The following is a 25,818-nucleotide window of genomic DNA, read 5'->3' on the forward strand; positions in this document are numbered from 1 at the left end:
ATGCGCCAGAGGCTTTGTACCCATCTCCGCCTGTTTGTGACAGGTCCGTCAAGGCTTAACACTTCCGAAACAGGCTTGTGACCGGGCTGTCTTTCCTGCTGGATAGCGTCGCACGCAGGGCCGTGATGGCTAAACGCAAACGAAAGCGACGCACCTAATGGGCAACGACACAGACACAACGCAATTACTGGAACCGGCGGCACCATCCATTGCCGCCGTCGTCGGACATTCCCCGGCAACCCCGACGGCAGGCAACACCGCGGCGCTGAACGCCACCAAGGAAAGCCTGGAGGACTACACGCTGCGGTTCGCGCCGCGCTCCTACCGCAAGTGGAGTGCCGGGGTGGTGGCAACGAGCGCGCTGGGCGGCATCGCCTACCTGGCGGACTTCTCGATCGGCGCGAACATCGGGATCTCGTACGGCACTGTCAACGCGATCCTGGGGATCCTGGTGGCAGCCGTCGTCATCTTCGCCACCGGATTCCCCTTGGCCTACTACGCGGCCCGGTACAACATCGACTTGGACCTGATCACCCGCGGTTCCGGCTTTGGCTACTACGGATCGGTGGTCACGAACGTTATTTTCGCGACCTTCACCTTCATCTTCTTTGCGCTGGAGGGCTCCATCATGGCGCAGGGCCTGGAGCTCGGGCTCGGCGTCCCGCAGTGGCTGGGGTATGCCGCCTCCACCGTGATCATCATCCCGCTGGTGATTTATGGGATGAACACCCTGGCCAAACTTCAGGTGTGGACCACTCCGCTGTGGCTGCTGCTGATGGTGGTTCCCGTGGGCTACCTGCTGATGTCCCATCCGGAGAGCATCGACAGCTTCTTCGCGTACACGGGTGCGTCCGGCGATGGCGGACCGAACCTGGCGTCCGTGATGCTCGCAGCCGGAGTGTGCCTGTCCCTGATGGCGCAGATCGCCGAGCAGATCGACTACCTCCGGTTCATGCCGCCGCGTACCGAGGCCAACAAGGGAGCCTGGTGGCGCGCGGTGATCCTTGCCGGTCCGGGCTGGGTGATCTTTGGGGCGATCAAGCAGATTGTGGGACTGTTTATCGCCATCTACCTGATCGCCACACTGGACCCCGCCGCCTCTGCCACGGCCAATGAGCCCGTGCACCAGTTCCTGGGCGTCTACCAGGAGATGATGCCGGCCTGGCTGGCCATGACGCTGGCCGTGGTGCTGGTGGTCATCTCGCAGATCAAGATCAACGTCACGAACGCTTATTCGGGCTCCCTGGCGTGGACCAACTCGTTCACGCGCATCACTAAGACGTACCCGGGCCGGATGGTGTTCGTCGTGGTGAACCTGCTGTTTGCGCTGGTTCTGATGGAAGCGAACATGTTCGATTTCCTCAATACCATCCTCGGTTTCTACGCCAACTGCGCCATGGCCTGGGTGGTCACGGTGGCGTCCGATATCGCCATCAACAAGTACCTGCTGAAGATCTCGCCGAAGGTGCCGGAGTTCCGCCGCGGCATGCTGTACGCCGTGAACCCGGTGGGATTCGTGTCCATGCTGGTGTCCGCAGGAATTTCCATTGCCGTGTTCTTTGGTGCGTTCGGTGCCGCAATCCAGCCGTACTCGCCCACTTTCGCGGTTGGCCTGGCGCTGGTCCTGCCGCCGGTTCTCGCTGTGCTGACCCGCGGCAGGTTTTATCTTCGCCGCACCGAAGACGGCATTGATCTGCCCATGTTCGACGCCGATGGGAACCCGAGCGACGCCAAGCTCCTGTGCCACGTGACGGGGTTGGAATTCGAGCGGCCGGACATGGTGCGTTCCGCGCAGGACGCTCCCGACGGCGGTATCCAGTACGTTTCTTCGCTCGCCTTGTCGACGGACAAGACAGGGGAGTTGGTGCTCCCAGCCGGAAAATAGGCGCTTTAGTTCTGGCGGTCATTACAAAAAGGAAGCCGGTGCACGTGGTGTGCCGGCTTCCTTTATGACTTCTTCTGTCGCATTCCGGATGGTAGAAACGGAACCGGGTCCGCCTGTGGATAAGTTCGGTCGCCGAATTGTGACGTGGGCTACCCTTAACTCACTGTCCGGAGCAAGCCGTCTTGAAATTTACTGGGGGTACAGCGGCCCATGACATCACAGAACTTCTTTACGTCCCGCGCTGTGCGGTCCGGGGCAGCAGCCCTTGTTATTGGTCTTTCACTGGCTCTGTCCGGCTGCAATTCCGGGGGCTCTCCGGGGCCGGGCGGCACTTCGTCGCCTGTGGCGGCCGAGACGCCCACAGCCAGCACCACGCCGACTCCCACCCCCACACCCAGCGCCGTCTATAAGCCAGCCGACGCGTCCGGCCCCGCCCAAAACGTGCCGGTTCCCGTGCTGCCGGAAGTAGCCAAGACGGAAACGAAGGAAGGACTAGAGGCGTTTACACGATACTGGTTTGAGCTCCTGAACTTCGCGTACCAGACGGGCGATATTTCGTCTGTACAGGCTGTAACTTCGCCGAATTGCGAATTTTGCTCGAACATTACCAGTTCCCTGACAACAAATTATCAGGGGGACCGATGGCTGGCTGGGGGTAAGATCACCATTCCTGCCGCAACCACCACTTTCGAGCGTTCAGGAGACGGCAACTACCAGGTAATCCTCCAAGTGCTCCAGGACACCATTACCTACTATGAGGGCGGAGGGGCAGAATTCAGAGCTGCGACAAAGCCCTCGAATACGGGCAACGTATTGCTCGTTGGCTTTGAAGATTCTGCCTGGCGTGTCAACGGGCTTCACCCGCTTCGATGATGAGGAGCCACCACCTAGTGAAGGGCCCTGTACGGGTCGCTTTAGTCCTAGTCCTGGCGCTCATCGGCCTGGAACCGGCCGTCGCCGATAGTGGTACTGATTCCGGCTTTGTCGACAACGGCGTTGGAGTAGACACTTGGGTTGTTGATTCGGACACAGGGAAAGGATCACTCGAATCACCTAGCGTTGGAGTCTCCGACCCCAACGAGTACAAGTACGAGCTCCAATGCCACCTCGGCGGAGGAGACTTTGACACCCCTTGCCTTGCCCGCCAGCTCGACTGCAAGGACCGGGAGGACGGTGCCAAGGGCATTCCGGTCGTGTGGTTGTCGCGGCCGCGGGGCGTGCCCGGCGCGGTTTGGGCGCATCACTCAGGACCCACCTGCCTTTACGACCCGAAGCCCGAGGACCTCCTGCCCCGGATCGCCGCCGATATCCAGCGCCAGTTCCAGAACCTGCCGGTCAACGCCGGGAAGGTTGTGGCGCAGCCCAGCCCCAATACCCTCCGGGGCGCGGAGACGAACTTTTACGCGGAAGCCATTGAACAGCAGTTCGACATCACCATGTTCGGCCAACAGGTACACGTGGTGGCGATACCCGTCCAATACACCTGGAACTACGGGGACGGCACGGTTTTCGGCCCCCAGCCGTCGATGGGCGGCGCCTTGCCGCAGGACAGGTGGGGCGAGAAGACCCGGACCAGCCACGCCTACGCATCCACCGGAGATTTCCAGGTGGTGCTGACAACCTCGTTCCAAGGCACCTATTCGGTGAACTCCGGTCCACCCCTTCCGATCCCCGGCCAGGGCCAGTTCAGCGCGCCCCCGCAAGGGATCAGCGTCTGGCGCTCGCTCACCCGCAACTACGCCGACGACTGCAACGCCAATCCCCAGGGGCAGGGCTGCCCGGGTGCCGGAGCACCACGGTAGGTTCAAAAGCAGGGCAGAACCGGCTGTGATCCCCATCGCACCAGCGAAAGTCCGGAATAGTTGCACGCGCCCCACAGTTGGCAAAGGCAGTACGTCTTCAGCCTTCGAAAGGAACTGCGCATGCTGTTTTCCCCACTCACCCTCGGCGAACTTGAACTTCCCAACCGGCTGGTGATGGCACCCCTGACCCGCCTCCGCGCCGGTCAGGAAGGCATCCCGGGCCCGCTCGTCGTCGAGCACTACCGCCAGCGCGCGTCCCTTGGCCTCATCGTCAGCGAGGGCACCTACCCCACTCCCGCAGGACAGGCCTATCCCGGCCAGCCGGGCATCGTCACCCAGGAGCAGGTTGCAGGGTGGAAAAAGGTTACGGATGCCGTCCACGCCGAAGGCGGGCGCATGTTCGCCCAGATCATGCACGGCGGCCGGGTTTCGCACCCTGACATCACCGGCGGTCTGCCCATCGTCGCCCCCAGTGCCGTAGCGATTGACGGCGACGTCCGGACGCCGGCCGGCAAGAAGCCCTACCCGGTGCCGCAGGCACTGACCACCGACGAACTCCCCGTCGTCATCCAGGAGATCGTCAACGCCTCCCTGAACGCAATTGAGGCAGGGTTCGACGGTGTGGAACTGCACTCGGCCAACGGTTACCTCCTGCACGAGTTCCTGGCGCCGAATTCCAACATCCGGACCGACAGCTACGGCGGATCACCCGAGAACCGCGCCCGTTTTGTGATCGAAACGGTCAACGCAGTGGTTGCCGCCCTCGGCGCGAACCGGGTGGGCCTGCGCATTTCCCCGGAGCACAACGTCCAGGGCATTGCCGAGACCGACGCCGCGGATGTTCGTGCTACGTACGAAGTCCTCGTGGACAGCATTGCGCCGCTCAACCTCGCCTACCTGAGCATCCTGCACCACGAACCTGCCGGCGAACTTGTCCAGGATCTTCGCGTACGCTTCGGCGGCACCTTCCTGGTGAACACAGGCTTCGGCGTGGTCACCACCCGGGAAGAAGCCGTGAGCCTGGTGGCTGAGGGCCATGCGGACGCCGTGGTGGTGGGCCGCCCCGCGATCGCCAACCCGGACCTTGCCCGCCGCTGGAAGGAAAGCCTTCCGCTGAACGAGCCCGACGCCTCCACCTTCTACGCCGAAGGCGCCACCGGCTACACGGATTACCCGGCCTACCAGGGCTGAGCGGCGGATCGGCCGAGCTGAACAAAACGACGACGGCGGCACCCATCATGGGTGCCGCCGTCGTTGGCTGTCTGGGGTGCTGGTCCCGGGCAGCAACACCGGAAGGTCATCCGACGACCTCACGGCTGAAGAATTAAGTGGCCCGCCGGACTCCATCGGATGCCGGCGGTGATCAGATGCTACTCCAACGAATGGACTCTTACCAGAGCCAGTTTTGCCGCAAGGAAAAAGCGCTAGAGCACGGCTTCCCGGCCGGTCCCTTCCTTCATCACCAAGCGCCCGTCCTCGATGGACACCAGCACACTCTTGGGCCTGCCGCTGACCTTGGTGATGGCTTTCAGCCCACGGTTGGTGACCTCAACGCCCACCTGGGCACCCTTGGCCGGCAGCTCTACCGAGACCTCTGACGCGATGCCGAGAAGCGGATTCGTGGAAATCCCCACATCCCTGCGCACAGCCTTCCCGTTCACGGTCACGGTGACGTTCGCTTCGTCGAACCCGTCCTGAAACACAACCAGCAATTCCCGCATGGTGGCCTCTTCCTCGAGCATGGGTGCCAGTGATGGCTAGTCCACTACAGCACTTTGCGCGTCCCAGGGGAATACCTGCTTCTCCCTATGGCGCCTCAGCGAGTACGGCGGCGGTGGAGCCCCGCAGGCCGGTAAGGCAAGATGTTCTGGTGACCCAAATGCCAGGACCTTCCGCCGCTTCCGTCCGCCCCAGCGCATCAGGGGAGGACCAACTCTTTGCCCAGATCGCTGCTGAGCTGGGGGTCAAGGCCTGGCAAGTGAAGGCTGCAGTTGAATTGCTCGACGGCGGCTCGACAGTTCCGTTCATCGCCCGGTACCGCAAGGAAGCCACCGGGACGCTGGACGACACCCAACTCCGTGACCTCGACGAACGGCTCCGCTACCTCCGGGAGCTGGCGGACCGCCGTCGTGCCGTCCTCGACGCGATCGAAGCGCAAGGCCAGCTGACGCCGGAACTGCGCAAGGCAATCTTGGCGGCGGACACCAAGTCGCGGCTTGAGGACATCTACCTGCCGTTCAAGTCCAAGCGGCGGACGAAGGCCCAGATCGCCCGGGAAGCAGGCCTGGAGCCGCTCGCGGACACACTCTTGAAGCGGCCGGACCTGGATCCCGACCGCGAGGCCGCGAAGTACCTCAACAGCGCGCATTCCGTTGATGACGCCGCCGCCGCGCTCGCAGGTGCACGCTCCATCCTGGTGGAAAGGGTGGCCCAGGATCCCGACCTCGCAGCGAATTTGCGGGACCGGCTGTGGGTCCAGGGCCGGATGGTGTCCCGCGTCAAGAAGGGCAAAGAGGCAGAAGGCCAGAAATTTGCGGACTACTTTGAGTTCGCCCAGGCGCCGGACAGGATGCCGTCCCACCGGATCCTCGCGCTGTTCCGCGGGGAGAAGGACGGCATCCTTGAGCTGGACCTCGCCGAAGCCGATCCATCGGACGAGGCCGCCCTCACCGCCGCCCGCGCCCGCTACGAGTCCGCCGTGGCCAGGTTCCTCGGGGTCGCCGACCGCGGCCGCCCCGCCGACGCCTGGCTGCTGCAGACCGCGCAGGTGGCATGGCGCTCGCGCGTGCTGTCCCGCCTCACCTCTGATCTCCGGGCAAGATTATTCGCGGCGGCGGAAGACGAAGCGGTCAGGGTGTTCGCAGCAAACCTCCGCGACGTCCTGCTGGCCGCCCCTGCTGGAAACCGCGCCACGCTGGGGCTGGATCCCGGACTGCGCACGGGCGTCAAGGTCGCAGTGGTGGACGGCACCGGCAAGGTGGTGGCCACAGACACGGTCTACCCGCACGCCCCGGCACGCAGGTGGGACGACGCCCTGGCCACCCTGGTGCGGTTGGCGCGGCAGCACGCCGTCGAACTCGTAGCCATCGGCAACGGCACGGCGTCCCGCGAGACGGACAAATTGGCTGCCGAACTGATCAAGCTCCTCCCGGACGTGGACTGGAAACCGCAGAAACTCGTGGTGTCCGAGGCTGGCGCGTCCGTCTACTCTGCTTCCGCGCTCGCCGCCGCGGAACTGCCGGGAATGGACGTTTCGCTCCGGGGCGCCGTTTCCATTGCCCGGCGGCTGCAGGATCCGCTGGCCGAACTCGTGAAGATCGACCCCAAATCCATCGGCGTGGGCCAGTACCAGCACGACGTGACGGCGTCGAAGCTGGACCGCAGCCTGGACGCCGTCGTGGAGGACTGCGTCAACGCCGTGGGTGTTGACGTCAACACCGCCTCGCCCGCGCTGCTGAGCCGGGTGGCCGGCGTCGGTCCTTTGCTGAGCGAAAACATTGTGGCCTACCGGAACGAGCACGGACCCTTCAACAAGCGCACCGACCTCAAGAAGGTACCGCGGCTGGGCGCGAAGGCCTTCGAACAGTGTGCCGGCTTCCTGAGGATCTCCGGAGGAGCCGAGCCGTTGGACGCGTCGAGCGTGCACCCGGAGGCATACGCCGTCGCGCGCAAGGTTTTGAAGGCCGCCGGCGCGGCCCCGGCGTCGTCCCTGGACCCACAGAAGTTCGTTGACGATACCTTCGGTCTGCCGACGGTCAGGGACATCTTGGCTGAGCTGGACAAACCGGGGCGCGACCCCCGGCCCGCCTTTGCCGCCGCCACCTTCTCGGAGGGGATCGAGAAGATCGCTGATCTGTTGCCGGGCATGATTCTCGAAGGAACCGTGACCAACGTTGCGGCGTTTGGTGCCTTCGTGGACATCGGAGTCCACCAGGACGGCCTGGTCCACGTCTCCGCCCTGGCCAACCGCTTTGTGTCCGATCCGCGCGAGGTGGTGAAGTCCGGCCAGGTGGTCAGGGTCAAGGTCCTGGAAGCTGATCCTGAGCGGAAGCGGATTTCGTTGACCCTAAGGCTCGACGACGAACCGGCCAGCGGCGGTGCAGGTTCCGGGCGGAGCGGCTCGGCGAAGCCCGGGGCAGGGAGACCGGGCGGGAACGACAACCGCCGGGGAGTGGGCGGCGGCAAGGGTGAGCGCAGTGGACGTCCGGACCGGCAACAGCCAGGGAAGCAGCCGTCAGGCAGGACCGTGGGTGGTGGCCGTCCCACTCCTGTAGCCCAGCCCGTCAACACGGCAATGGCGGAGGCGCTCAGGAAGGCCGGCCTGGGCAAGTAGTCCATCAGGGCTTTTGGCAGTGGCGGCTTTTCTGCAAGGGTGGAGTATGACCTATTTCCTGGAGTACACAGTTCCTGCCGCTCCCGGTGATGCCGAGTTCGAGTTCCCGCACGACGAGATCAACACCGGCACCACGGTTCCGCTGACCCAGACCGGCGCCGACGTGGTGCACACGCCCGAGCTCCCGGCCCGTACGGCAATTATCGGAGCTACCGTGCCCGAGGCGAAGCTCGAGGCTGAGCAGCTGATCACCCACAGCCGCGCCTCGGAGGCATCCTTGTACTTCGACCCGTCGAACTCCCTGCAGGCGGGGGTGGGCACGCTGGTGAGTACTTTCAGCGAAGGCCAGGGCTGGCAGGACGTCTAAAGGTTTGCATCAGCCGGATCGTGAGGTTTAGCCGGTGGCGCTGGCGCAGACCAGGCGTGGCCTGCCGAATCTGGTCCGGACTCCAGGCGAGTAGAGGACAGACTCGGGCGGCCCGCCCGCACTGATGCCGGCAGCTTTGATGAGTCCGTCGCTGAGCTGGTGGACATTAGCTCCGAACAGTGGCCACGCTTGGTGCGTGTTCGGTATGAAGGCCGTCCTTCCGAAGAAGTGCCCATGCATGCCGAACCTGGCGGTCAGAAAGACTGACAGGGGATCGCCGGCGGCGGCGCGGAGTCTGGGAACCACCGTGAAGTCGCTGCGTGCCGCCGCGCTGCCGAACCGGCGCACGGAGTAGCCCACAGGAAATTCATCAGTGATCGCGGCGGCCTCGACCTCGCTGTGGCCATGCTGGCGCCGGACGACGCTACTGCCGGGAAAAGGCGGCCTTTGCCGGATACGGGACCACACGTAGGGAATTCCCACCGCTCGCGTTGCCAGAACGACGGGCAGCCGGTTCGCATCCAGGCTCAGGAACACTACGCCGCGGGTCCCATTTGGTTCCCGCGAATACAGCCGAACGTTGACCTCGTTGAAGCTCCCCAGATAGGGAATGCCCGGCCCGCGTCCAAGTCCCGCCTGTTCCATGCGGAAACCGATCAGGCCCACCCACGAACTGCCGTCGAACACGTCCGGCCGGACGCCATCGGGCATGAAAGTTGCTGCCTCTTCCTCCGTGATGCGCCAGTGGAGGAAGACTGCGTCGAGCCACCGCTGGTCGGAGAATACCGGCGCAGGAAGTTCCGGTGGCCGCGGCCACACTGCCGGGGCACCCAAGTTTCCGGTCAAGGCCCATGTGCTCCTTCGATTGGCCCGGCTGAATAGGCTCGCTGGACTGATCTAGGCAGAGAAATTCAGCAACGTTCGCACTGATGTGCCCGTCATGCTTGAAGCCTAACTGAGGCTGCCGGTCCCCGGGTGGTGTTGTCGAAGGAAGGGCCGGGCCGGGCCGGAAGAGCCTGATGGCAAGGGGGGGGTCCCGGCCGGGACTTCTGGGCAACCGTAGTGGCAAGGCCGTCTGGTTCATTCGTATTGGTGGGGTGGTGGTGGGGGTTTGAAGTAGTGGTTTTGTTGGGGTTTTTGGGTGGGGTCGAGGTGGGGTGGGGGGATGAAGGTTGGGGTGTGGTTGGTGGTGGTGATGGTCCATTGTTCTTTGTGGATGAGGTGGTGGTGGTGACTGCAGAGCAGGACGCCGTTGTTGGTGGTGGTGGGTCCGCCGTGTGACCAGTAGGTGATGTGGTGGGCTTCGCACCAGGGTGCGGGGATGGTGCAGTTGGGGAAGGCGCAGCCTTGGTCTCGGGTGGTGAGGGCGGTGCGTTGGGCTGGGGTGAAGAGGCGGGTTTTGCGGCCGAGGTCGAGGATTTCGCCGTTGGTGCCCAGGAGCGCGGGGATGATGTCGGCGTCGCAGGCGATTTTGCGCAGGGTGGTGGCGGCGACGGGGCCGGTGAACGCGAAAGCCCCTTTCCCTGTCCCTGTGCCTGTCTGTGTCCCTGGTGGTGCGGGTATTCCAGGCCGTTCTCCTGTCGCTGTTGCTGTGGTGTGGGTGGGGAAGAGGTCCCGGTAGTGGATGGTGGCGATGATTTGGGGTTTGTTGCCGCCGGTGGTGGGCAGGGTGTTGGTGGCGAGTGCGGTTTTGGTGGCGGTGATGATGCCGTCGAGTTGTTTTTGGGCGCGGGTGCGCCGGTCCAGGTCCGGCAGGTCGGGCGGGGCCGGCTGGGCAGGCAGGTCGGGCACGGCTGCTGTTTCGGCTGTTCGTCCGTGGTGTTCGGTGCCGGTGCCGGTGCTGGTGTTTGGGGTGGTGGTGCGGGGGTTGGTGGCGGTGTTCATGACGGTGAGGAGGTGTTCGTATTGGTCGGTGGTGGCGAAGATTTCGAGGTGGTGCAGGCCGTGGCGTGGTTTGCGGATGAAGGCGCCTTGGGTGTGGCGGAGGGCTTCTTCGGTGGGTTCGGTGCCGTCGGCGTCGATGGTGTCGGTCCAGCGTTGGGCCAGGCGGGTGAGGAAGTCGGGGTCGGTGGTGGTGGCTGCGGTGGTGAGGTGCTTTTCGATCCGGTACAGGGTGTGGGGGGTGGTGTGGTGTTGGAGCCGGTCCAGGGTGGCGTTGATGAGGGTCGCGGCGTGGGAGGACACGGCCGGTGCCTGGAGGCTCCCGGTGGGCGGTTGCGTGGTGGTCCCGTCAGTGGCGGGGTGGGGGGTTAGGGCGGTGGCGAGGTGGGGCCGGGTTGGTGGGAGTGGTTGGCCGGTGAGGCTGGTGCGGGGCAGGGTGTGCTGGGCGAGGGTGAGGCGGCGGCGTGCTTCGCGGATGGGGATGCGGAGCCTGAGGCGGAGGAACTCTGCGGTGTTGCGGCAGCCGTCATCGGCAGGGGAGGGCGGGGCCAGGGGTCTGCGGGCTGCTGTGGTCCTGGCCGCGGCCTGGGTGATGGCTTGGGTGCGGGTCCGGTCCACAGTCAGGGCTGAGATGAGTTGCAGATACTCCACGGTGCGGGCAAGGTTCTCGACCCGGGCGGCGTAATCGGCGGCCTCGATGTAGGTGGCGGTGGCCAGCACGCCCGGGGCGGCCAGGGCGGCGGTGGCGAGTTCTTCGGCAAGTGCCCCGAGGATGTCAGGGCCGGATCCCTCCCCGCCGGGGACGGCGCGAAGGCGGGCCGGACTCGTCCGCCGGCTGCCGGCGTCGTCAGCGTTCCCGCCGAACAACCCGCCGAACGACTCATCCAGCTGCTCCCCAATGGCCTCCATAACCCAACTCTGCCAGCCACCACCGACACTCAAGAGCCCCCAAAACCCCTATGTGGAAAACCCAACCCCGGGTGCTCAGCGTGGGGCGGCGGCGGAGCCGGTACGGGCCGCGGCCGGCTCCTTTTGCCAGGGCCAGCGCCCCGTGATTTCCAATTCCAGGGAGAAGCTGAGGAACGTCCTGATCAGCACGATGATGGCCAGCACCCCAACGCTGGCGAACGTGGGTGTGACGGCAACGGTGCGGATGATGTCGGCGGCGACGAGCAGTTCAAGGCCCAGCAGGATGGACCGGCCCAGCAACTGGCGGTAGGACCGGTAGAAACCCAGCTTCCCCGCCCCCGGTGGAAGCTGGTGCGGCTGATGGCCACGGATCGCCAGCGGGAGGGACACCACGGCCCCGATCACCATCACCGCGACTCCCGCAAAGTCGACAAGCTGCCCAACTGCCTCAATGACCTGCCGAAATTCCATGCCCCGCCTTAGCTCGGGCCAGGCATCCCGCGGCCAACCTGGCTGTAACCCATTGGACGGCGGCCTTCGTCACGGATGGCGGATGCCGTTCCCTGCTATGACGTCCCTGTACCCTTCCCGGAACGTGGGAAACGTGAAGGTGAACCCGGTGCTTCGGAGCAGGTGGTTACGGCAACGCTTGTTGCCTCCACGAGCGGGACCGGCGTCACCCACCCGGGGTTCTGGAAGCCCAAGTTCGGCTGCAAGGAACCGCAACACGGAACCCAGCTCGGCCGGCTCATCATCCACGCCGATATATGCCGGCGCGGGCGCAGCCTCCATGGTGGCAAGGTGCACAATGGCGGCCGCTGCATCGTCACGGTGGATCCGGTTGGTGTAGCGCACGTCCTCGGGAACCACGGCCGAGCCTGTCTTCACCTGGTCAATCAGCCGCGTCCGGTCCGGCCCGTAGATGCCTCCCAGCCTGAGCGCAATACCGGTGGTCCCGGTTCCCGCAAGCCTGTTGTGCAGGAGATCCTCGGCTTCCACCAGCACCCGTCCGGAGAAGCCGCCCGGATCCGGCGCCGTGGATTCGTCCACCCAGCCGCCACCCGCATCGCCGTAGACGGCCGTGGAGGAAACAAATAACACCCGGTCCGGGTGCACGCCGTCACGTTCGAGCGCATCCAGGACATGTGCCACACCACGTACATACGCCGTCCGGTATGCCTCTTCCGAGGGGGAATCGGCAGCGACGGCAATGACGACGGCGGTGGTGTCCGCAGGGACTGGCGGCAGTTTGGGCGAGCCCAGGTCCGCCGCAGCACCTTCAATGGCTGCCGGAAGCTTCGCAGGGGACCGGCGCCAGCCCACAACCCTGTGCCCCGACGCAGCGAACCTGAGCCCCGCTTCGGTACCCAGGTCGCCGCACCCTGCCAAAAGAATCGTCACGGCCTACGGCGCCTCAACCGGGAAGAACACGCGCGGATCCTGCAACAGCGCCGGGTACGCGAACGCGGAGCGGTCAATGATCTCCATGACCTCGAAATTCCTGCCAAAGCGGCCGTCATCGAGGGTGATGGGGCGCCCCACGACCTGTCCCACGGCGAACCTGGCTCCGTTCTCGAACGGAACCGCAACCGGCGTCTTCCCCGGGAGGGTCCGGAACGCCTCCTCCTGCGCCGCGCGCTTGCGGGTGGGCTTCTTCTCCTGAGGCTTCGGGGGCGCCTTCCTGGGCGCCCGTGACGGCCGGCGGGACCCGTCGTCCACGTAGACAGGGGAGTAACCGTCATCTCCGGCCGACATCGCGGCCGCGGCAGCAGCGCTCCGGTTCACCGGCGGAAGCGCAACGGTCCTGAGCGACTGGGGGTCGACGTCGTCATGCGGCTCCCGCAGGATCCAGAGAATGTCCCCCTCCGGTTCCTGCGGCAGGAATTCGTGCCGGGGTTCGGGCCAGACGTAGTCCATGTCCGGAATGGCGTCCGGGAAAACGGACGTGTAGAACTTCGGTTCCTTGTGCACCAGCTTGGAACGGTGGCTCAGGTGGAAGTCGGGGTCCCCGAGCCAGGGCGGCAGGATGATCTTGGCGGCGTAGTCCGGATGGGCAGCCTGCGGCGCAAACTCGGCGATGTTCGCCCGGGTGTTGTCCGGGTGGCCACGTTCGATCCATTCGTCCACCATCGCCAGCCCATACATGGTGAGGGCCGGCACGTGGCCCATCCACATGCGGATCGCGGGGTGGGTCTGCCAACCGTACCCGGGAATCACCAGGGCGCGGAGGGTCTGCAGCGCTTCAACCCGCTGCTTGCCCAGCCGTGCAGTGTCCAGGGCTTTGGCGCTTTGGCGGAAGTCAGGGTACGGGAGGAAGGTTTGCATCCATTCAGTCTGACGGTCCCCGGCGGAAGTGCCAATTGCTGTGCCAACGGCCACATCGCGGAGAGGTTAATGTCCAAATAGTGGACGCATGCATACGACGTTCAGGTTAAACCACTAAGATCACCGCAACCCCAACCGCGTTTCGGAAGCTCTCTCATGACATCTACACCTGACAAAGCAGTCGCCCACGCCCGCACCGCCCTGCCCCGTTTCGGGCAGATGCTGGCCCCGGAAGCCCAGGGAATCCTGGTCCTCGACGAGTTCACCATCGATCCCGCCGCCGCGCGCAAGGACCAGCACCGGTTCCGCGACGGCATGGCCACCGTGGCCAGGACGGTCCGGCGGATCGCCGCCCTTCGCGTGGTCATCGCGCTTGTGGCCATTGGCAACCTGCCCCTGTTCCTGCTGTCCAGCGGCGTGTGGATCTACGGAGTCTCACTCGCCCTGGTCGTTGCGGTCCACGCAGCAGTGACGCTGCTCAACCGGCACGAACCGCGGCTCAAGCAGCGCTCCGCCCTGGAACTGCACATGCACCGCGAACGCAGCGCCAACTACCGCAAGGTGCGCGACGCCGTGAAATACATGATCGACACCCCCAGCCGCATGAACGAGCACCTCTACCTGGAGTTGCTGGCCGTCAAGCGTGTCGCCCTGAACCTTGCGCACGGCACGGTTGCCCTGCTGGACACCAGCGACGACTCCGCCTGGAAGGTGCGGATCGTCCGCGAACTGCCGGCCAGCTGACCGGCGGTTCCCTGCCGACTCCGGCAGCGGCCCGGGAATTAAAAGAACGACGCCGGCACATCCCTTGTGGGGGTGTGCCGGCGTCGTCTTTTGGTCAACGGAATTTGTCTATCGCCGACCTGTCTGTGTCGCCTTCCAAAAGGCGGGCGGCCAGGGGGCCGCTGGTGATGCCGCCTCAGGCGTTACGCGGGAAGCTGGATAACCTGTCCCTCGAACACGAGGTTCGGATCCGAAATGGTGTCCAGGTTGGCGTCGGCAAGATGCTGCCAGCCGCCCTGGATGCCCAGCTTGTCGGCAACAATGCTCAAGGTATCCCCGGCCTGAAGCGTGTAGGTCTCGCCGCTAAGGGCAACCGACGTAGCATGCCGCGGCGCCGGTGCCTGCTTAACCGGAGCACTTTGAGCCGGGGCACTTTGAACCTGGACGCTCTGCGTGGGAGCAGCCTGGACGGGCGCGCTCTGGACCGGGGCTCCGCCGCCACCGCTCAGGCCGAGCTGGGACGCGCAGGAGGGCCAGGCACCCCAACCCTGGGAGGCCTGGACCCGCTCCGCTACCGCGATCTGCTGTTCACGGGTGGCATCCGCGGGGGAGCCGGTTCCGCCGTAAGCGGCCCAGGTGCTGGAGGTAAACTGCAGGCCGCCGGAGAAGCCGTTACCGGTGTTGATGGACCAATTGCCGCCGCTCTCGCACTGGGCGAGTGCATCCCAGGTGGAGGTCGGGGTGGCTGCGTTGGCCGCCGTGGCTGAGAGGGCCAAACCTGCCGCGGAGACGGCGGCCAGGGTGACTCCACGGCGTGCGGCAGTACGGAATTTGGTGTTTTTCATGATGGTGATGCTCCTGAAGGCCACCAGCGCTGGTTCCGTCCCCGGAGATCGTCGCGCCACTGCCCGCCCCTGACAAATAGAGGTCACTGTCGGTGGCTGCCGCTGGGCAGTTCTGGTGGAGGCAGCACCGGGCAATCAAAGAGCCCGCCGGGCGGGCATGCATTTCACGCTAGGACATCGCTTGGGCGTTATCAAATCGAGATTCCAGCAGGGGTGTCGGGTAGGTGCAGTGCATCTGCGGGGAGCCGGCGGTCTTTAAGGCGTCGAAGTCCCGGGCAGGCGCAAAACCGGGAGGGGCACTATCCTGACCGGATGGACAACTTTGCCGGCGGCAGCACCATGCCCGAAACCGAAACGGACCCTGCGGAACCCGCAGCCCCTGCCAAGCCCCTCCCGGTGGCAGAACTGCACCTGCACATCGAGGGCACGCTGCAGCCCGAGCTCATCTTTGCCTTGGCCGAGCGCAACGGTATTGCGCTGCCGTATTCCGGTCTGGACGAACTCCGCGAGAAGTATGAGTTCACGGATCTGCAGTCCTTCCTTGACCTCTACTACGCCAACATGGCGGTGCTGCGAACCGAGCAGGACTTTGCGGACATGACCCGGGCCTACCTGGAGCGGGCTGCTGCCGCCGGGGTCCGGCACGCGGAAATCATGATGGACCCGCAGGCGCACCTCTCCCGCGGCATTCCCCTTGAGGCGTGCGTCAGGGGTGTGGCATCGGTGCTGGCGACCTCGGAGGAGGAATACGGTATCTCCACCATCCTGATCGCGGCATTCCTCCGGGACCTGCCGGAGGACTCCGCGCTGGAAGTCCTCGGCCGGCTGCTGGCCATGAATGCGCCCATCGGTGCCATCGGCCTGGATTCGGCCGAAGTGGGAAACCCGCCGTCCAAGTTTGAGCGGCTGTACGCGAAGGCGCGTGAAGCAGGCCTGCGGTTGACGGCGCACGCGGGGGAGGAGGGCCCGGCGTCGTACATCATCGAAGCCCTGGACCTCCTGGGCGTGGAGCGGATCGACCACGGCATCCGCTGCATGGATGACCCCGACCTGGTGGAGCGCCTGGTGGACGAACGCATTCCCCTGACGGTCTGTCCCCTGTCCAACGTCCGGCTCCGTGCCGTGGACACCCTGGCCGACCATCCGTTGCCCGCGATGCTGGCCGCCGGACTCAACGTCTCGGTCAACTCAGACGATCCCGCCTACTTCGGCGGCTACGTGGATGACAACTTTGCGCAGCTGACTTCGGTGTTTGAACTCTCTGATTTCGACAGGGCACGCCTTGCAGCGAACTCCATCCATTCCTCGTTCGCGTCAGAGGAGCGGAAAGCGGAGCTGCTGGCGGAATTGAACGGCAGGGAAGTGTCCGACTGACCGCTGCTGTGTCGGGGGCAACAGCCGGTCTTTCTGCCCGGTAAACTAAGTGCCGCAGGCGTGTCTGGGGAGTGCAGGGCAGCATCCATGCCAGCACTCGAGGGTTATGCAGACAGCCCTTACCCGAGACCTCCGCCTCACTTGCGGCACTATCCGCTTCATAGTCGGTCACGACACGCAGAATTTACCAATTAAAGTCGCGCGATTTAATCGGCTGTTGGCAAGATGCCTAAGACCGATCGCTTTTATATAAGGGGAATCATGGCCAAGTCCACCGCAGAAAACACCTACCTTCGACTCAAGACCGTGCTCGATGTCCTGACCGAAGGCGTGTGGTCCGGCGATGCACTGAATGCAGGCCAGGTCCTGGCGGAAGCAACTGCCCGCGTGCCGTTCAACGAGCATGAGGCAGAACTTCTCAGCGGCGGAATCCCGCGCGGCCACAAGACCCTCACCTCCGCCACCGCCAAGCTGGTCAAGGCCGGCTGGCTGATCAAGGGCCGCTCGGGCTGGACCATCACCGAGGACGGCATGCGCGCTACCGTCGCCTTCCCCGACGCTGATTCCTTCGCCGCAGCGCTCGACGCCGGCACTCCCGTCCCTGCCGATACTCCCGTTCCCACGGCTCCCGAAGGCTTTGTCCGCCCGGTCTCCGCCGCCGCGGCGACGCTGGAGGTTCCGGCCAAGGAGGAGGCTCCGAAGAAGACCGCCAGGAAGGCTCCCGCGAAGAAGGCCGCCTCGGCGGTGGGCAAGGCAGCCAAGGCGATCGAAGACGCCGTCGAACCCGTAGTGAAGGCAGTACGCAAGGGCAAGGCTTCGGCCAAGGACAAGGCAGCAGCAGCCCCCGCTGCCGAGACCTCCGCCGCCACCGAGCCGTTCGAGGGCCCGGACGTTGAAACCCTTCCGCAGCCCGAAGCTGTGGCCTTGGCTGGTGACTTCAACACCATCCTGGGTGCCCCGGAGAACTGGGCACCGCAGTACGACGAAGCGCAGATGGAATTCGATTTCCTGGACCAGCTGTGGAAGAAGAGCGCCGAGCTTCCCGCCGGGTTCTACACCTTCAAGATCGCCCTCAACCGATCCTGGACTGAGAACTACGGTGCCTTCGGCACGTTCGACGGTCCCAACCACGAGTTGCACCACGCCGGCGGCAAGGTGACCATCCGCTACAACCACGCCACCCGCGACATCACCATCAACTAAGGGATGCATCCGCCCGGCCGGGCCGCGCTGACTGTCGTTTCCAAACAACGGTGACAGGTAGCGCGGCCCGGCCGGGACGGCAAGCTGCGGACGAGGAGGTCCACCATGGGTAGGCACGCAGGGCCCGCGCAGGAAAACCCGGCGCAGGCCAATATCCGGCTGGACGCGCGCGTGTCCGGCATGGTGCAGGCTGTGGGCTTCCGCTTCCGGACCATGGGCCAGGCTGAGGACCTTGGACTTTCCGGCGAAGTGAAGAACCTCGACGACGGTTCGGTTTCCGTGGTGGCCGAGGGGCCCGAGCCGAAGGTGCGCCAGCTCCTGGAGTGGCTCAAATCCGGCCGCACGCCGGGCCGGGTGGACAACGTGGAGGCATCGATGTCCGAAGCCTCCGGTCAATTCCGGGGCTTCCGGGCGCACTGAGCCGCTCCCGCGGCAGCGACGTTCCCGCGGCGCCGTCAGGGGGCCTGTCCCGCGCTAATCCCGCGGACTAAGCCCGATGAAGGCCCCGAGTTCCTCCAGCCCCGCGGGCTTGTGCGGCATGTAGCTGGTGAGGTCGGGGGAACGGATGATGACCGCGCGCCACTGGCCGCGGGACACCGCCACGTTGATGCGGTTCCGGTTGAGCAGGAACTCCGCTCCCCGCGGAGCCTCTGACACGGCCGAGCATGCCATGGAGACCAGCACCACGGGAGCTTCCTGGCCCTGGAACTTGTCCACGGTGCCCACCCGGACATCGGGCAGTCCGGCCTCCGCCAGGTGCCTGCGGATCAGGTGGACCTGGGCGTTGTAGGCGGCCACCACCAGCAGGTCCTGCTGCCCGAGGGGGCGGGATTCGGTCTCCGGGCCGCAGGTCCATTTCAGGCCAAGGTGCCGGCGGGCCTGGCTTACCACTTCTGCAGCTTCTTCTTTTGACGCGGTGGCGTTGCCGGTGTGGTTGACGAACACCGTCTCCACCCCGGGCGCCAGGACCTCCAGTTCGCGAAGGGACGCGGCCGGAGCCGATGCCAGCCTTCCCTCGTAGCTGAGGTTCGACACTGCCCGGCACAGGTCCGGATGCATCCGCCAGGTATCGGCGAGGAAGTAGCCCAGGCTTACGGGAAGGGTGGCGTGGCCGGCCGCGAGCCAGCCAAGCGCGGACTGGTCCACTGGTTCCGGGTGCGCGCCCTGGGTGACTTGCGGGAGCTGCTGGGGATCGCCAAGCAGGAGCAGCCGCGTACCCGCGACGCTGACCGCCAGGGTGTTGGCCAGCGAGAACTGCCCGGCCTCGTCAATGACCAGGAGATCGAGGGACCCGGCGGGGACTTCCTTGCCGGTCATGGTCCAGGCGGTGCCGCCCACCAGGCATCCGCCCGGGGATGCCAGCAGGCGGGACACGTCGCCTTCTGAGGTGAGGTTCCAGGGGACAGGATGGGGTGCGGCCAGTTTCTTGCCCACCACCTGGGGGTCCACTCCGCCGGTTTCGATTGCCCGGCAGAGCAGGTTTTCCACCACGTTGTGGGACTGGGCAACCACCCCGACCTTCCAGCCCTCGGCCACCAGCCTGCCGATGACATGGGCACCAACGTAGGTTTTGCCTGTCCCTGGCGGACCCTGGACGGCCAGATAGGAGTGGTCCAGGTCCCGCAAAGATTCGGTGATGGCCGGCGCGTAATCGGCTGAACCATCGTCGCCATGCCGGACGTCCGCCGGCCCTGGCAGCGAGTGGAACCGCGGCGGCAACTTGCGCAGGATGTCCAGGCCCGGTTGCGCGGGGAGGGACGGCACCGAAGCCCCGACAGCGCTGGCGATGTCCGCGATGGCTGCTTCAATGCTGGCGGTGGCCAGGGGCTGGTCCTCCGTGAGTGCCACCGGAAGGTGCGGATAGGCGCGAACTTTCCCGGTCTCCCGCTCGGCAATGGTCACGAAGTGTTCCGGGCTGTCCGGTGCCGGCTCCAGTTCGCTGATCCTGGTCCCGAAGGAGTAGGCCCTGGTCCCCGGGGCAGCGTCCGGGGCGGTCATGCCATCAGGTCCCGGGGCGTCGTACAGCCGGCACCAGTTGGAGTCGGCGCGGAAATCGGAGCCCTCCGTCATGGTGCCTCGGAGCTTCAGGACGCGGGTTTGCATCCGTTCCCGGGGCTTGGCCAACGCCCAGTCCGAGACGACTTCCGCTGACGATACAACGAACACGTTGCGTTGGTCGGACCAGTTTTCCAGCGGCGCCTCGACCCGGTCGAAGTGTTGCCACCAGAACTGCTTGCGCTCACGCCGGTGATATCCGGTGGCTGCCGCAACCATGGCGATGGCACGCTCGTCGTCAGTCCACGGGCGGTTGTCCGGCAGGCCGGCAAGATACTCGCGGAGCCGACGTTCTTCGGCGGTTTCGTCCTGTGCATCCTGGCGTCCGTCGACTGCGGGATCTGTCGGGGGAGCAACGGTCAAAGCAGCCGCCGCAGGGGCGTCCCCTGACGCTTGGGCGTCCGCACGGGCCACGGAAGCGATTCGAAGCAACCAGTCACGCAGCCGAAGGGTGGAGAGGCAGTCGTACCGGTTGTAGTCGGAAATCGACGCCAGGATGGTGTCGGCCTCGTCCTGCCGCCCTTCATCGCGGGCGGCACAATAGGCGGCGTAGGCCACCACCGAAGCGCCGGCGTCCTTGACTTCCCCGGACCGGAGGTTGTCTCCCATGTACAGCGGTTCAAGCTTCTTGATGGAGTACGACGCCTCCGAGATCCGAAGGGAATGCCGCACCGTGGCGTACAGGTCCACCAGCAGCCCCTGCCGGAGCCAGTCATCCACCGTGTCCTCGCCCGCCTGGTGCGCAAGCGAAAGGTTCCGCAGCGCGGTCTTTTCGTACGGGGCGTAGTGGTAAACGTGCATGTCCGGGTACCGGGCACGCCGCTTTTCCACGTAGTCCAGGAAGTCCAGGAAGGCGCGGCGCTCCCCGGAACGGGAGTGCGCCCAGAACGGGCGGAAGACGGGATCGCCTTCCGCACCAGGCACCGGGGCCTCGATGACGCCAAAGAGGTACTCAATGCCCCACGCGCCGGTGGCCGGGTCCTGCCACAGCGGATCGCCCTCGAAGTCGAAGAAGATGTCCCCGGCACTGGGGGCGGGCAGCGATCCGATGGTGTTGTCCGGAAGGACCGTGTAGGAGACCGTGTGCGGCTGGCCATCCTTGGTAAATGTCCTCGAGCCTGCGGGCTGGTCCAGGCCCAGCTGCATCCTCGCCTGGGCGCGGAGCCGGGCCACGGAGTTCCTGGCTTCGCCGGCCGGCATGGCTGCCAGTTCATCGATGCTGGTGATCTTCGCAGCATGAAGTTTCCGTCGCTGGACCACGGACATGCCCGCCACCATCAGCAGATCCCTGTGCAACTTCACCTGCTCGGCGCAGTAGTCGCAGCGCCCGCAATGCACGACGCCGGGCTGCTGCCACTGGACGGGACCATCGGCCGCCCGGTGGGTGGCTGTGAGTTGGCGGAAGCGCCGCCGTCGTTCACGGAAAACGGGCAGCAGGTCCGGCAGGGAATGGCTGCTCCGCAGCCAATCGTCGCCGACGCGGGTGCCGAGGACCAGCGTGACGGCGGGGGAGGGATCCAGCCCCATCCCGAGGAGCTGGTCGCCGTAGGCAGCCAGCTGCAGCAGGGCCCCCACCTTGGCGTGCCGGGCAAGTTTGGTGTCCCAGACCTCGTACCGGCCGGGGTTCCCGGTGCCTGCCGCCTCATTGACCAGGAAATCCGCGTAACCAAGGAACTCGCCGTCGAAGAAGGTGGCCTGGAACACGACGTCCGCCCCGGACCGCAGGGCAAGTTCGGTCTCTGCGTGTTTCGCCTGAAGCTCGCCCCGGAGGTTTTGGCCGCGGTCCAGTGAGTAGACGCCGGACCCGCGGCCCGCGTCCCATTGGCCGTACTTGGCCACCAGGCTGGCCAGCACGGTCTGTTCATGCCGGTCGCCCAGTTCGCCGGCGCGCTTCTGCATCTCATCGACCGGGAACTCTGCCTTGGGAGTACGCCCCAGCTTTTCGTCCAGGATTCGCAGCGTGCGGTACTCACACTCGGAAGCTGCCACAAGGTCGCTGGCGGAGAAGACCAGGTCCGACGGCGCAGCGGATCCGGCATGATGACCGGCAGCGTCCAGCAGAAACACGGGGCCTCCCCAACTGTTTGCGGGCCCGGAGACGGTTTCCCTGGCCTGGAATCAAACCTAGCAAGACGGACTGACAAACAGGCACCGTGGGTAATTGGTTAGCCCATTTGGGTGGTTGGAATTTCCGTGGACGCCGGAGTCCCGCAGCAGTACCCTTTCAGTGCGGGCAGCCGCCACAAGCGCCTGGCCGGGAGATGAAGAAGGCGCCCATCCAACTCCGGCGCCGCGTTTGGGTCTGCGATCTGGGGGCAACCAACCGGCCCTATCGGCTGCTGCGGGCCTTGGCCGCCGCCGGCAGCTAACGGAAATCCCATATCCCAGAAACGGTTCCAGTCATGACTGTCCTTCTTCGCCGCGCTGCCATCTTCAGCCTCGCCGGGCTGTCCATCCTCGCTGGGAGCGCCGCTCCGGCCCAGGCAACCAACGACGCCGCCAGTTGCGTCGGAATTATTGTTTCCACCCAGGCGCAGGCAGGGGAGCTTGACGTGAACTACTTCAAGGACCTGGCTGATGACGAAGACGCACCCAATTTCGGGCAATTCGTCCAAGGCGGTGCGCACTTGCACTACGGCTCGATGGAGGCATGCCTTCCTGATTAGCTCCTGATCAGCCAGCCTGACCAGGGCGCGCGCGACGGCGGGACTTCCCGCCGTCGTCGGCCGCACACCTTGGGTGACTTAAGTCAGGCGGGCAACGCTCCGCCGTGAAGGACGCCGGGCGGCGGCGTCGGAGAACAGCTCCGGGGTGGATTCCTGGATGCGCTGGACGTCCTCGAAGACGGCGCGAAGGTGAAGGCGCAGGCGGCTGTCCGCATCGGAAAGGTCGTTGGCTTCCAGTGCGTCCACCACGGCCGTGTGCTGCTCGATCAAGGTGGAAACGGGCCGGGTGTCCAGCAGGCTCATCCGGCGCGCCCGGTCCAGGTGTGCCTTGGCGGAGTTGACCGCACTCCAGGCGGATTCGTGTCCGGCCAGGCGCAGGAGTTCCCGGTGGAAATCCTCGTCCAGCCGGAAGAATTCCTCCACGTCGCCGCTGGCGTCAGCATCCGACTGCGCCTTGAGAATACCCCGCAGGACGCCGATGCCTTCCGCGTCCACGGCGAGATCCCGGAGCGACGCGCACTCGATGGCTTCGCGGATGAACTGCGCTTCGGAGACCCGCGCCAGGTCCACCAGCGAGACGAACGAGCCGATCTGGGGAAAGACCTGCACCAGTCCTTCCTCGCGGAGCAGGATGAGGCTCTCGCGTACCGGCGTGCGGCTGACGCCCAGCTCCTGCGCCAGCTCGTTCTCGGATAGGGGCTCGCCCGGCGGGAGTTGCAGCGAGATGATCCTGCTGCGGAGCGTCTCGAGGGTTTGGTCGCGCACCGAAAGCCGGGGGGAAGCACCTCTTTTGTCCGTTGCCATGCCATTAGTCTAGCCCGTTGACACACTAGAATGGTAGTGCTTGTATGGTAGTAGAAATCGAAGTGCTGCCGGTTCACTGATGCCCATCCGAGGGGCCCGGCCGGGCAGTCCACAGCTTTCCGCTGTTCAATCCCCTTCAACGTTTTTCCTCCCCCTAGACAGCATCACCTGCAAAGGAGCAACTGATGACCGAAAGCATTGCACCGCCTACCAGCAGCAAGGTTGAAGCCCGGAACACCCGCGACCTCGCAAAGGTGGCCGTCTCCGGCTGGCTTGGCACGGCCATGGAATTCATGGACTTCCAGCTGTACTCCCTGGCAGCCGCCATCGTCTTCAACAAGATCTTCTTCCCGGACGTCAGCCCCGTCATCGGCCTGATCGCCGCGATGGCCACCTACGGCGTGGGGTACGTTGCCCGCCTCTTCGGTGCTGTCTACTTCGGCCGCATGGGCGACCGCATCGGCCGCAAGAAGGTCCTGTACATCACCATCGCCCTGATGGGTGCCTCCACCACCCTGATCGGCGTACTTCCCACCTACGCCATGGTGGGCATCTGGGCACCCATCCTCCTGGTGGCCCTGCGCCTCATCCAGGGTTTCGGGGCCGGCGCGGAAATCGCGGGTGCCACGGTGATGCTGGCGGAGTTCGCTTCGGCTCGCCGACGCGGCATCATCTCTTCCCTGGTCTGCCTGGGCACCAACTCCGGAACCCTGGGCGCCTCGGCATTGTGGGCCATCCTGGTCAGTTCCCTTTCGCAGGAGGACCTGCTGAGCTGGGGCTGGCGCGTCCCGTTCCTTGCCAGCTTCGTGATCATGCTGTTCGCCGTCTGGATCCGCCGCTCCATCAAGGAAAGCCCGGTCTTCGAACAGCGTGCCGACGTGGTTGACGGCGTGGCACTCACCAAGGACAAGATCAAGAGCGCAGCCGCAAAGGCCCCCGAACTCGCGGGAACCAGCACCATCGAAGCTGCCCTGCACCAGAAGAAGGGCAAGGCGTTCCTGATCGCACTGGGCCTGCGCTTTGGCCAGGCCGGCAACTCCGGACTGGTGCAGACCTTCCTGGTGGGCTACCTGGCCACCGTCCTGATGACGGACAAGAGCGTGGGCACCAACGCGATCATGTACGGCTCGATCCTCGGCTTCGTCACCATCCCCTTGATTGGCCTCCTTGGTGACCGCTTCGGCCGCCGCCCCCTGTACCTGGTGCTCAGCGCCCTCACTGCCCTCTACGCCATCCCGATGATGCTCATGATCACCAGCGGCAATTCGGCGCTTATCACCATCGCCATGGTCATCGGCCTGAACCTGGGCGTGCTGAGCCTCTTCGCCATGGAAAGCGTCACCATGGCCGAGTTCTTCGGTGCCCGCACCCGCTTCACGCAACTGGCGCTCGCCAAGGAGATCGGCGGCATCCTGGCCACAGCCATCGGCCCGCTGCTGGCGGCAATGCTTACCGCAGTCACCGGACACTGGTGGCCGCTCGCCGCCATGGTCATCGGCTACTCGCTGATCACCCTGGTCTCCGCAGCTGTTGGCCCCGAGGTCCGCGGCCGCGACATGGTCCGCCTGGAGGACGCAGTATGAAGGCAGTCGTCGTCCACGGTGCCAACGACCTCCGCATCGATGACCGGCCCGAGCCCGTCGCCGGGCCCGGAGAGGTAGTGCTCGACGTCGAATGGGGCGGCATTTGCGGCAGCGACCTTTCGTACTGGCGCCACGGAGCGTCGGGTACCGCGGCGCTGAAGTCACCGCTCGTCCTGGGGCACGAGGTGGCGGGCCGGATCGCCAAGCTGGGCGCCGGCGTCGAACATCTCGAAGTGGGCCAGCCCGTCACGGTGCATCCCGCCGAACTGGTGGGGGACGGCGCGCTGCCGGAGCGGCTCCGGGGCAGGACCAACCTCTACCCGCAGATCCGCTACTTCGGCTCGGCGGCGTTCGACCCCCACACCGACGGTGGGTTCAGCGAACGGAAACTCGCCAAGGCATTCCAGGTCCGGCCGCTTCCGGACGGGGTGGACACCCTCCGTGGGGCACTGGCGGAGCCGCTCGCCGTCGCCATGCATGCCGTCAGCCGCGCCGGCAGCCTGCAAGGCCGGGACGTGCTGGTCAACGGTGCCGGGCCCATCGGGTCGCTGGTCACGGCGGCCGCCAAGTACGCCGGAGCCCGGACCGTGATTGCCACCGACATCAGCGACGCGTCCCTGCGGATTGCCAAGGCCATGGGCGCAGACGAGGTACTGAACGTCTCGGACACTGCGCTCCCCACGGACATGGAGCTCGTCTTCGAGGCCACCGGGATCCCTGCCGTTTTGGGCGGAGTCCTGCACGCCACGGCCCGCGGCGGCACCGTCGTCCAGGTGGGCAACCTGCCCGGCACCCCTGCGGCCTCCGCGCTGGGGGACCTGGTCACCCGGGAAATCACCTGGATAGGGTCCTACAGGTTCGTGGATGAAATCACCGATGCCTTGCAGGCCATGAAGGACGGCCTGGACGTCTCGCCCATCATCACCCACAAGTTCGCCATCGAGGACGCGGCGCAAGCCATGCAAACGGCCGCGGACCCCGCGGCCGGCAGCAGCAAGGTCATGCTCCGCCTCAGCTCGGACTGACACCCACCCCCACCAAAACAGCGGTAAGTGCCCGTTCT

22 protein-coding genes are annotated in these 25,818 nt (G+C 65.5%); 13 read left to right on the forward strand and 9 right to left on the reverse strand.

What is annotated here, in order from left to right; translation table 11 throughout:
• The first annotated feature begins 157 nt into the window (after positions 1–157).
• From ACEN9K_RS05690 to ACEN9K_RS05705, 4 genes are all read left to right on the forward strand, one after another.
• Positions 158–1,885: a purine-cytosine permease family protein gene (locus tag ACEN9K_RS05690; RefSeq protein WP_495635331.1), complete on the forward strand. Its 1,728-nt coding sequence runs from the start codon at positions 158–160 to the stop codon at positions 1,883–1,885.
• Between the two features lie 342 nt (positions 1,886–2,227).
• Positions 2,228–2,758 carry a DUF6318 family protein gene (locus ACEN9K_RS05695; RefSeq protein WP_495635332.1) on the forward strand — a complete coding sequence of 177 codons (531 nt, stop codon included), beginning with the start codon at positions 2,228–2,230 and terminating at the stop codon, positions 2,756–2,758.
• 17 nt (positions 2,759–2,775) lie between these two features.
• Positions 2,776–3,687: a hypothetical protein gene (locus ACEN9K_RS05700; protein ID WP_495635333.1), complete on the forward strand. Its 912-nt coding sequence runs from the start codon at positions 2,776–2,778 to the stop codon at positions 3,685–3,687.
• 120 nt (positions 3,688–3,807) lie between these two features.
• Entirely contained in the window at positions 3,808–4,878 is a 1,071-nt protein-coding gene (locus ACEN9K_RS05705) for an alkene reductase (protein ID WP_134165609.1), read from the forward strand.
• 233 nt (positions 4,879–5,111) lie between these two features.
• Here the strand turns inward: ACEN9K_RS05705 and ACEN9K_RS05710 are convergent, their stop codons facing one another.
• Positions 5,112–5,429 (reverse strand): hypothetical protein, encoded by a 318-nt coding sequence (locus ACEN9K_RS05710; RefSeq protein ID WP_018769621.1) that lies wholly within the window; start codon positions 5,427–5,429, stop codon positions 5,112–5,114.
• A gap of 137 nt (positions 5,430–5,566) precedes the next feature.
• Here ACEN9K_RS05710 and ACEN9K_RS05715 point away from each other — a divergent pair, with 137 nt between their 5' ends.
• Both ACEN9K_RS05715 and ACEN9K_RS05720 read left to right on the forward strand, forming a co-directional pair.
• On the forward strand, positions 5,567–8,020 hold the full coding sequence (locus ACEN9K_RS05715) for a Tex family protein (RefSeq protein ID WP_495635681.1): 2,454 nt from the start codon (positions 5,567–5,569) through the stop codon (positions 8,018–8,020).
• A gap of 46 nt (positions 8,021–8,066) precedes the next feature.
• Positions 8,067–8,387 carry a hypothetical protein gene (locus ACEN9K_RS05720; RefSeq protein WP_018769623.1) on the forward strand — a complete coding sequence of 107 codons (321 nt, stop codon included), beginning with the start codon at positions 8,067–8,069 and terminating at the stop codon, positions 8,385–8,387.
• Positions 8,388–8,414: 27 nt separating this feature from the next.
• On the opposite strand, the gene ACEN9K_RS05725 is transcribed toward ACEN9K_RS05720, so the two are convergent.
• From ACEN9K_RS05725 to ACEN9K_RS05745, 5 genes are all read right to left on the reverse strand, one after another.
• Entirely contained in the window at positions 8,415–9,233 is an 819-nt protein-coding gene (locus ACEN9K_RS05725) for a YqjF family protein (RefSeq protein WP_018769624.1), read from the reverse strand.
• A gap of 234 nt (positions 9,234–9,467) precedes the next feature.
• Positions 9,468–11,177, reverse strand: coding sequence for an HNH endonuclease signature motif containing protein (locus tag ACEN9K_RS05730; RefSeq protein ID WP_495635334.1), 1,710 nt, complete (start codon positions 11,175–11,177; stop codon positions 9,468–9,470).
• A gap of 75 nt (positions 11,178–11,252) precedes the next feature.
• A complete protein-coding gene (locus ACEN9K_RS05735) occupies positions 11,253–11,648 on the reverse strand; it encodes a DUF1622 domain-containing protein (RefSeq protein ID WP_018771399.1) in 396 nt (131 codons plus the stop codon).
• Between the two features lie 69 nt (positions 11,649–11,717).
• A complete protein-coding gene (locus tag ACEN9K_RS05740; RefSeq protein WP_026266095.1) occupies positions 11,718–12,578 on the reverse strand; it encodes an SDR family oxidoreductase in 861 nt (286 codons plus the stop codon).
• 3 nt (positions 12,579–12,581) lie between these two features.
• On the reverse strand, positions 12,582–13,502 hold the full coding sequence (locus ACEN9K_RS05745) for an MSMEG_6728 family protein (protein WP_018771397.1): 921 nt from the start codon (positions 13,500–13,502) through the stop codon (positions 12,582–12,584).
• A 156-nt stretch (positions 13,503–13,658) separates the two neighbouring features.
• Between ACEN9K_RS05745 and ACEN9K_RS05750 the strand changes: the two genes are divergently transcribed.
• Positions 13,659–14,246 carry a hypothetical protein gene (locus tag ACEN9K_RS05750; RefSeq protein ID WP_018771396.1) on the forward strand — a complete coding sequence of 196 codons (588 nt, stop codon included), beginning with the start codon at positions 13,659–13,661 and terminating at the stop codon, positions 14,244–14,246.
• Between the two features lie 182 nt (positions 14,247–14,428).
• On the opposite strand, the gene ACEN9K_RS05755 is transcribed toward ACEN9K_RS05750, so the two are convergent.
• The gene (locus ACEN9K_RS05755; RefSeq protein ID WP_026266094.1) at positions 14,429–15,070 is read right to left on the reverse strand and encodes a LysM peptidoglycan-binding domain-containing protein; all 642 of its coding nucleotides are present in this window, start codon (positions 15,068–15,070) and stop codon (positions 14,429–14,431) included.
• A gap of 312 nt (positions 15,071–15,382) precedes the next feature.
• Between ACEN9K_RS05755 and ACEN9K_RS05760 the strand changes: the two genes are divergently transcribed.
• The 3 genes from ACEN9K_RS05760 to ACEN9K_RS05770 all read left to right on the forward strand — a co-directional run bounded on the left by ACEN9K_RS05760 (position 15,383) and on the right by ACEN9K_RS05770 (position 18,067).
• Positions 15,383–16,444, forward strand: coding sequence for an adenosine deaminase (locus tag ACEN9K_RS05760; protein ID WP_018771394.1), 1,062 nt, complete (start codon positions 15,383–15,385; stop codon positions 16,442–16,444).
• Between the two features lie 261 nt (positions 16,445–16,705).
• Positions 16,706–17,647, forward strand: a complete 942-nt coding sequence (locus tag ACEN9K_RS05765; RefSeq protein WP_018771393.1) for a pullulanase X25 domain-containing protein — start codon at positions 16,706–16,708, stop codon at positions 17,645–17,647.
• Between the two features lie 105 nt (positions 17,648–17,752).
• On the forward strand, positions 17,753–18,067 hold the full coding sequence (locus ACEN9K_RS05770; protein ID WP_018771392.1) for an acylphosphatase: 315 nt from the start codon (positions 17,753–17,755) through the stop codon (positions 18,065–18,067).
• Positions 18,068–18,121: 54 nt separating this feature from the next.
• Here the strand turns inward: ACEN9K_RS05770 and ACEN9K_RS05775 are convergent, their stop codons facing one another.
• Positions 18,122–21,769: a TM0106 family RecB-like putative nuclease gene (locus ACEN9K_RS05775; protein ID WP_495635335.1), complete on the reverse strand. Its 3,648-nt coding sequence runs from the start codon at positions 21,767–21,769 to the stop codon at positions 18,122–18,124.
• 335 nt (positions 21,770–22,104) lie between these two features.
• Here ACEN9K_RS05775 and ACEN9K_RS05780 point away from each other — a divergent pair, with 335 nt between their 5' ends.
• Positions 22,105–22,368, forward strand: a complete 264-nt coding sequence (locus tag ACEN9K_RS05780) for a hypothetical protein (protein WP_018771390.1) — start codon at positions 22,105–22,107, stop codon at positions 22,366–22,368.
• A 78-nt stretch (positions 22,369–22,446) separates the two neighbouring features.
• Here ACEN9K_RS05780 and ACEN9K_RS05785 read toward each other — a convergent pair whose 3' ends face one another.
• The gene (locus ACEN9K_RS05785; protein WP_056389338.1) at positions 22,447–23,172 is read right to left on the reverse strand and encodes a GntR family transcriptional regulator; all 726 of its coding nucleotides are present in this window, start codon (positions 23,170–23,172) and stop codon (positions 22,447–22,449) included.
• 185 nt (positions 23,173–23,357) lie between these two features.
• Here ACEN9K_RS05785 and ACEN9K_RS05790 point away from each other — a divergent pair, with 185 nt between their 5' ends.
• Positions 23,358–24,755, forward strand: a complete 1,398-nt coding sequence (locus ACEN9K_RS05790; protein ID WP_495635336.1) for an MFS transporter — start codon at positions 23,358–23,360, stop codon at positions 24,753–24,755.
• Complete coding sequence (locus ACEN9K_RS05795) at positions 24,752–25,780, forward strand: L-idonate 5-dehydrogenase (RefSeq protein WP_223993961.1); 1,029 nt, start codon at positions 24,752–24,754, stop codon at positions 25,778–25,780. The genes ACEN9K_RS05790 and ACEN9K_RS05795 overlap by 4 nt, the downstream gene beginning before the upstream one ends.
• Positions 25,781–25,818: the final 38 nt, after the last annotated feature.

The organism is Pseudarthrobacter sp. Pseusp20 (assembly GCF_059492155.1).

Coding starts and splice junctions, on each gene's coding strand:
- ACEN9K_RS05690 (WP_495635331.1), top strand. CDS start 158: ATGGGCAACGACACAGACACAACGCAATTACTGGAACCGGCGGCACCA.
- ACEN9K_RS05705 (WP_134165609.1), top strand. CDS start 3,808: ATGCTGTTTTCCCCACTCACCCTCGGCGAACTTGAACTTCCCAACCGG.
- ACEN9K_RS05710 (WP_018769621.1), bottom strand. CDS start 5,429: ATGCTCGAGGAAGAGGCCACCATGCGGGAATTGCTGGTTGTGTTTCAG.
- ACEN9K_RS05715 (WP_495635681.1), top strand. CDS start 5,567: ATGCCAGGACCTTCCGCCGCTTCCGTCCGCCCCAGCGCATCAGGGGAG.
- ACEN9K_RS05720 (WP_018769623.1), top strand. CDS start 8,067: ATGACCTATTTCCTGGAGTACACAGTTCCTGCCGCTCCCGGTGATGCC.
- ACEN9K_RS05730 (WP_495635334.1), bottom strand. CDS start 11,177: ATGGAGGCCATTGGGGAGCAGCTGGATGAGTCGTTCGGCGGGTTGTTC.
- ACEN9K_RS05735 (WP_018771399.1), bottom strand. CDS start 11,648: ATGGAATTTCGGCAGGTCATTGAGGCAGTTGGGCAGCTTGTCGACTTT.
- ACEN9K_RS05745 (WP_018771397.1), bottom strand. CDS start 13,502: ATGCAAACCTTCCTCCCGTACCCTGACTTCCGCCAAAGCGCCAAAGCC.
- ACEN9K_RS05750 (WP_018771396.1), top strand. CDS start 13,659: ATGACATCTACACCTGACAAAGCAGTCGCCCACGCCCGCACCGCCCTG.
- ACEN9K_RS05755 (WP_026266094.1), bottom strand. CDS start 15,070: ATGAAAAACACCAAATTCCGTACTGCCGCACGCCGTGGAGTCACCCTG.
- ACEN9K_RS05760 (WP_018771394.1), top strand. CDS start 15,383: ATGGACAACTTTGCCGGCGGCAGCACCATGCCCGAAACCGAAACGGAC.
- ACEN9K_RS05765 (WP_018771393.1), top strand. CDS start 16,706: ATGGCCAAGTCCACCGCAGAAAACACCTACCTTCGACTCAAGACCGTG.
- ACEN9K_RS05770 (WP_018771392.1), top strand. CDS start 17,753: ATGGGTAGGCACGCAGGGCCCGCGCAGGAAAACCCGGCGCAGGCCAAT.
- ACEN9K_RS05780 (WP_018771390.1), top strand. CDS start 22,105: ATGACTGTCCTTCTTCGCCGCGCTGCCATCTTCAGCCTCGCCGGGCTG.
- ACEN9K_RS05785 (WP_056389338.1), bottom strand. CDS start 23,172: ATGGCAACGGACAAAAGAGGTGCTTCCCCCCGGCTTTCGGTGCGCGAC.
- ACEN9K_RS05790 (WP_495635336.1), top strand. CDS start 23,358: ATGACCGAAAGCATTGCACCGCCTACCAGCAGCAAGGTTGAAGCCCGG.
- ACEN9K_RS05795 (WP_223993961.1), top strand. CDS start 24,752: ATGAAGGCAGTCGTCGTCCACGGTGCCAACGACCTCCGCATCGATGAC.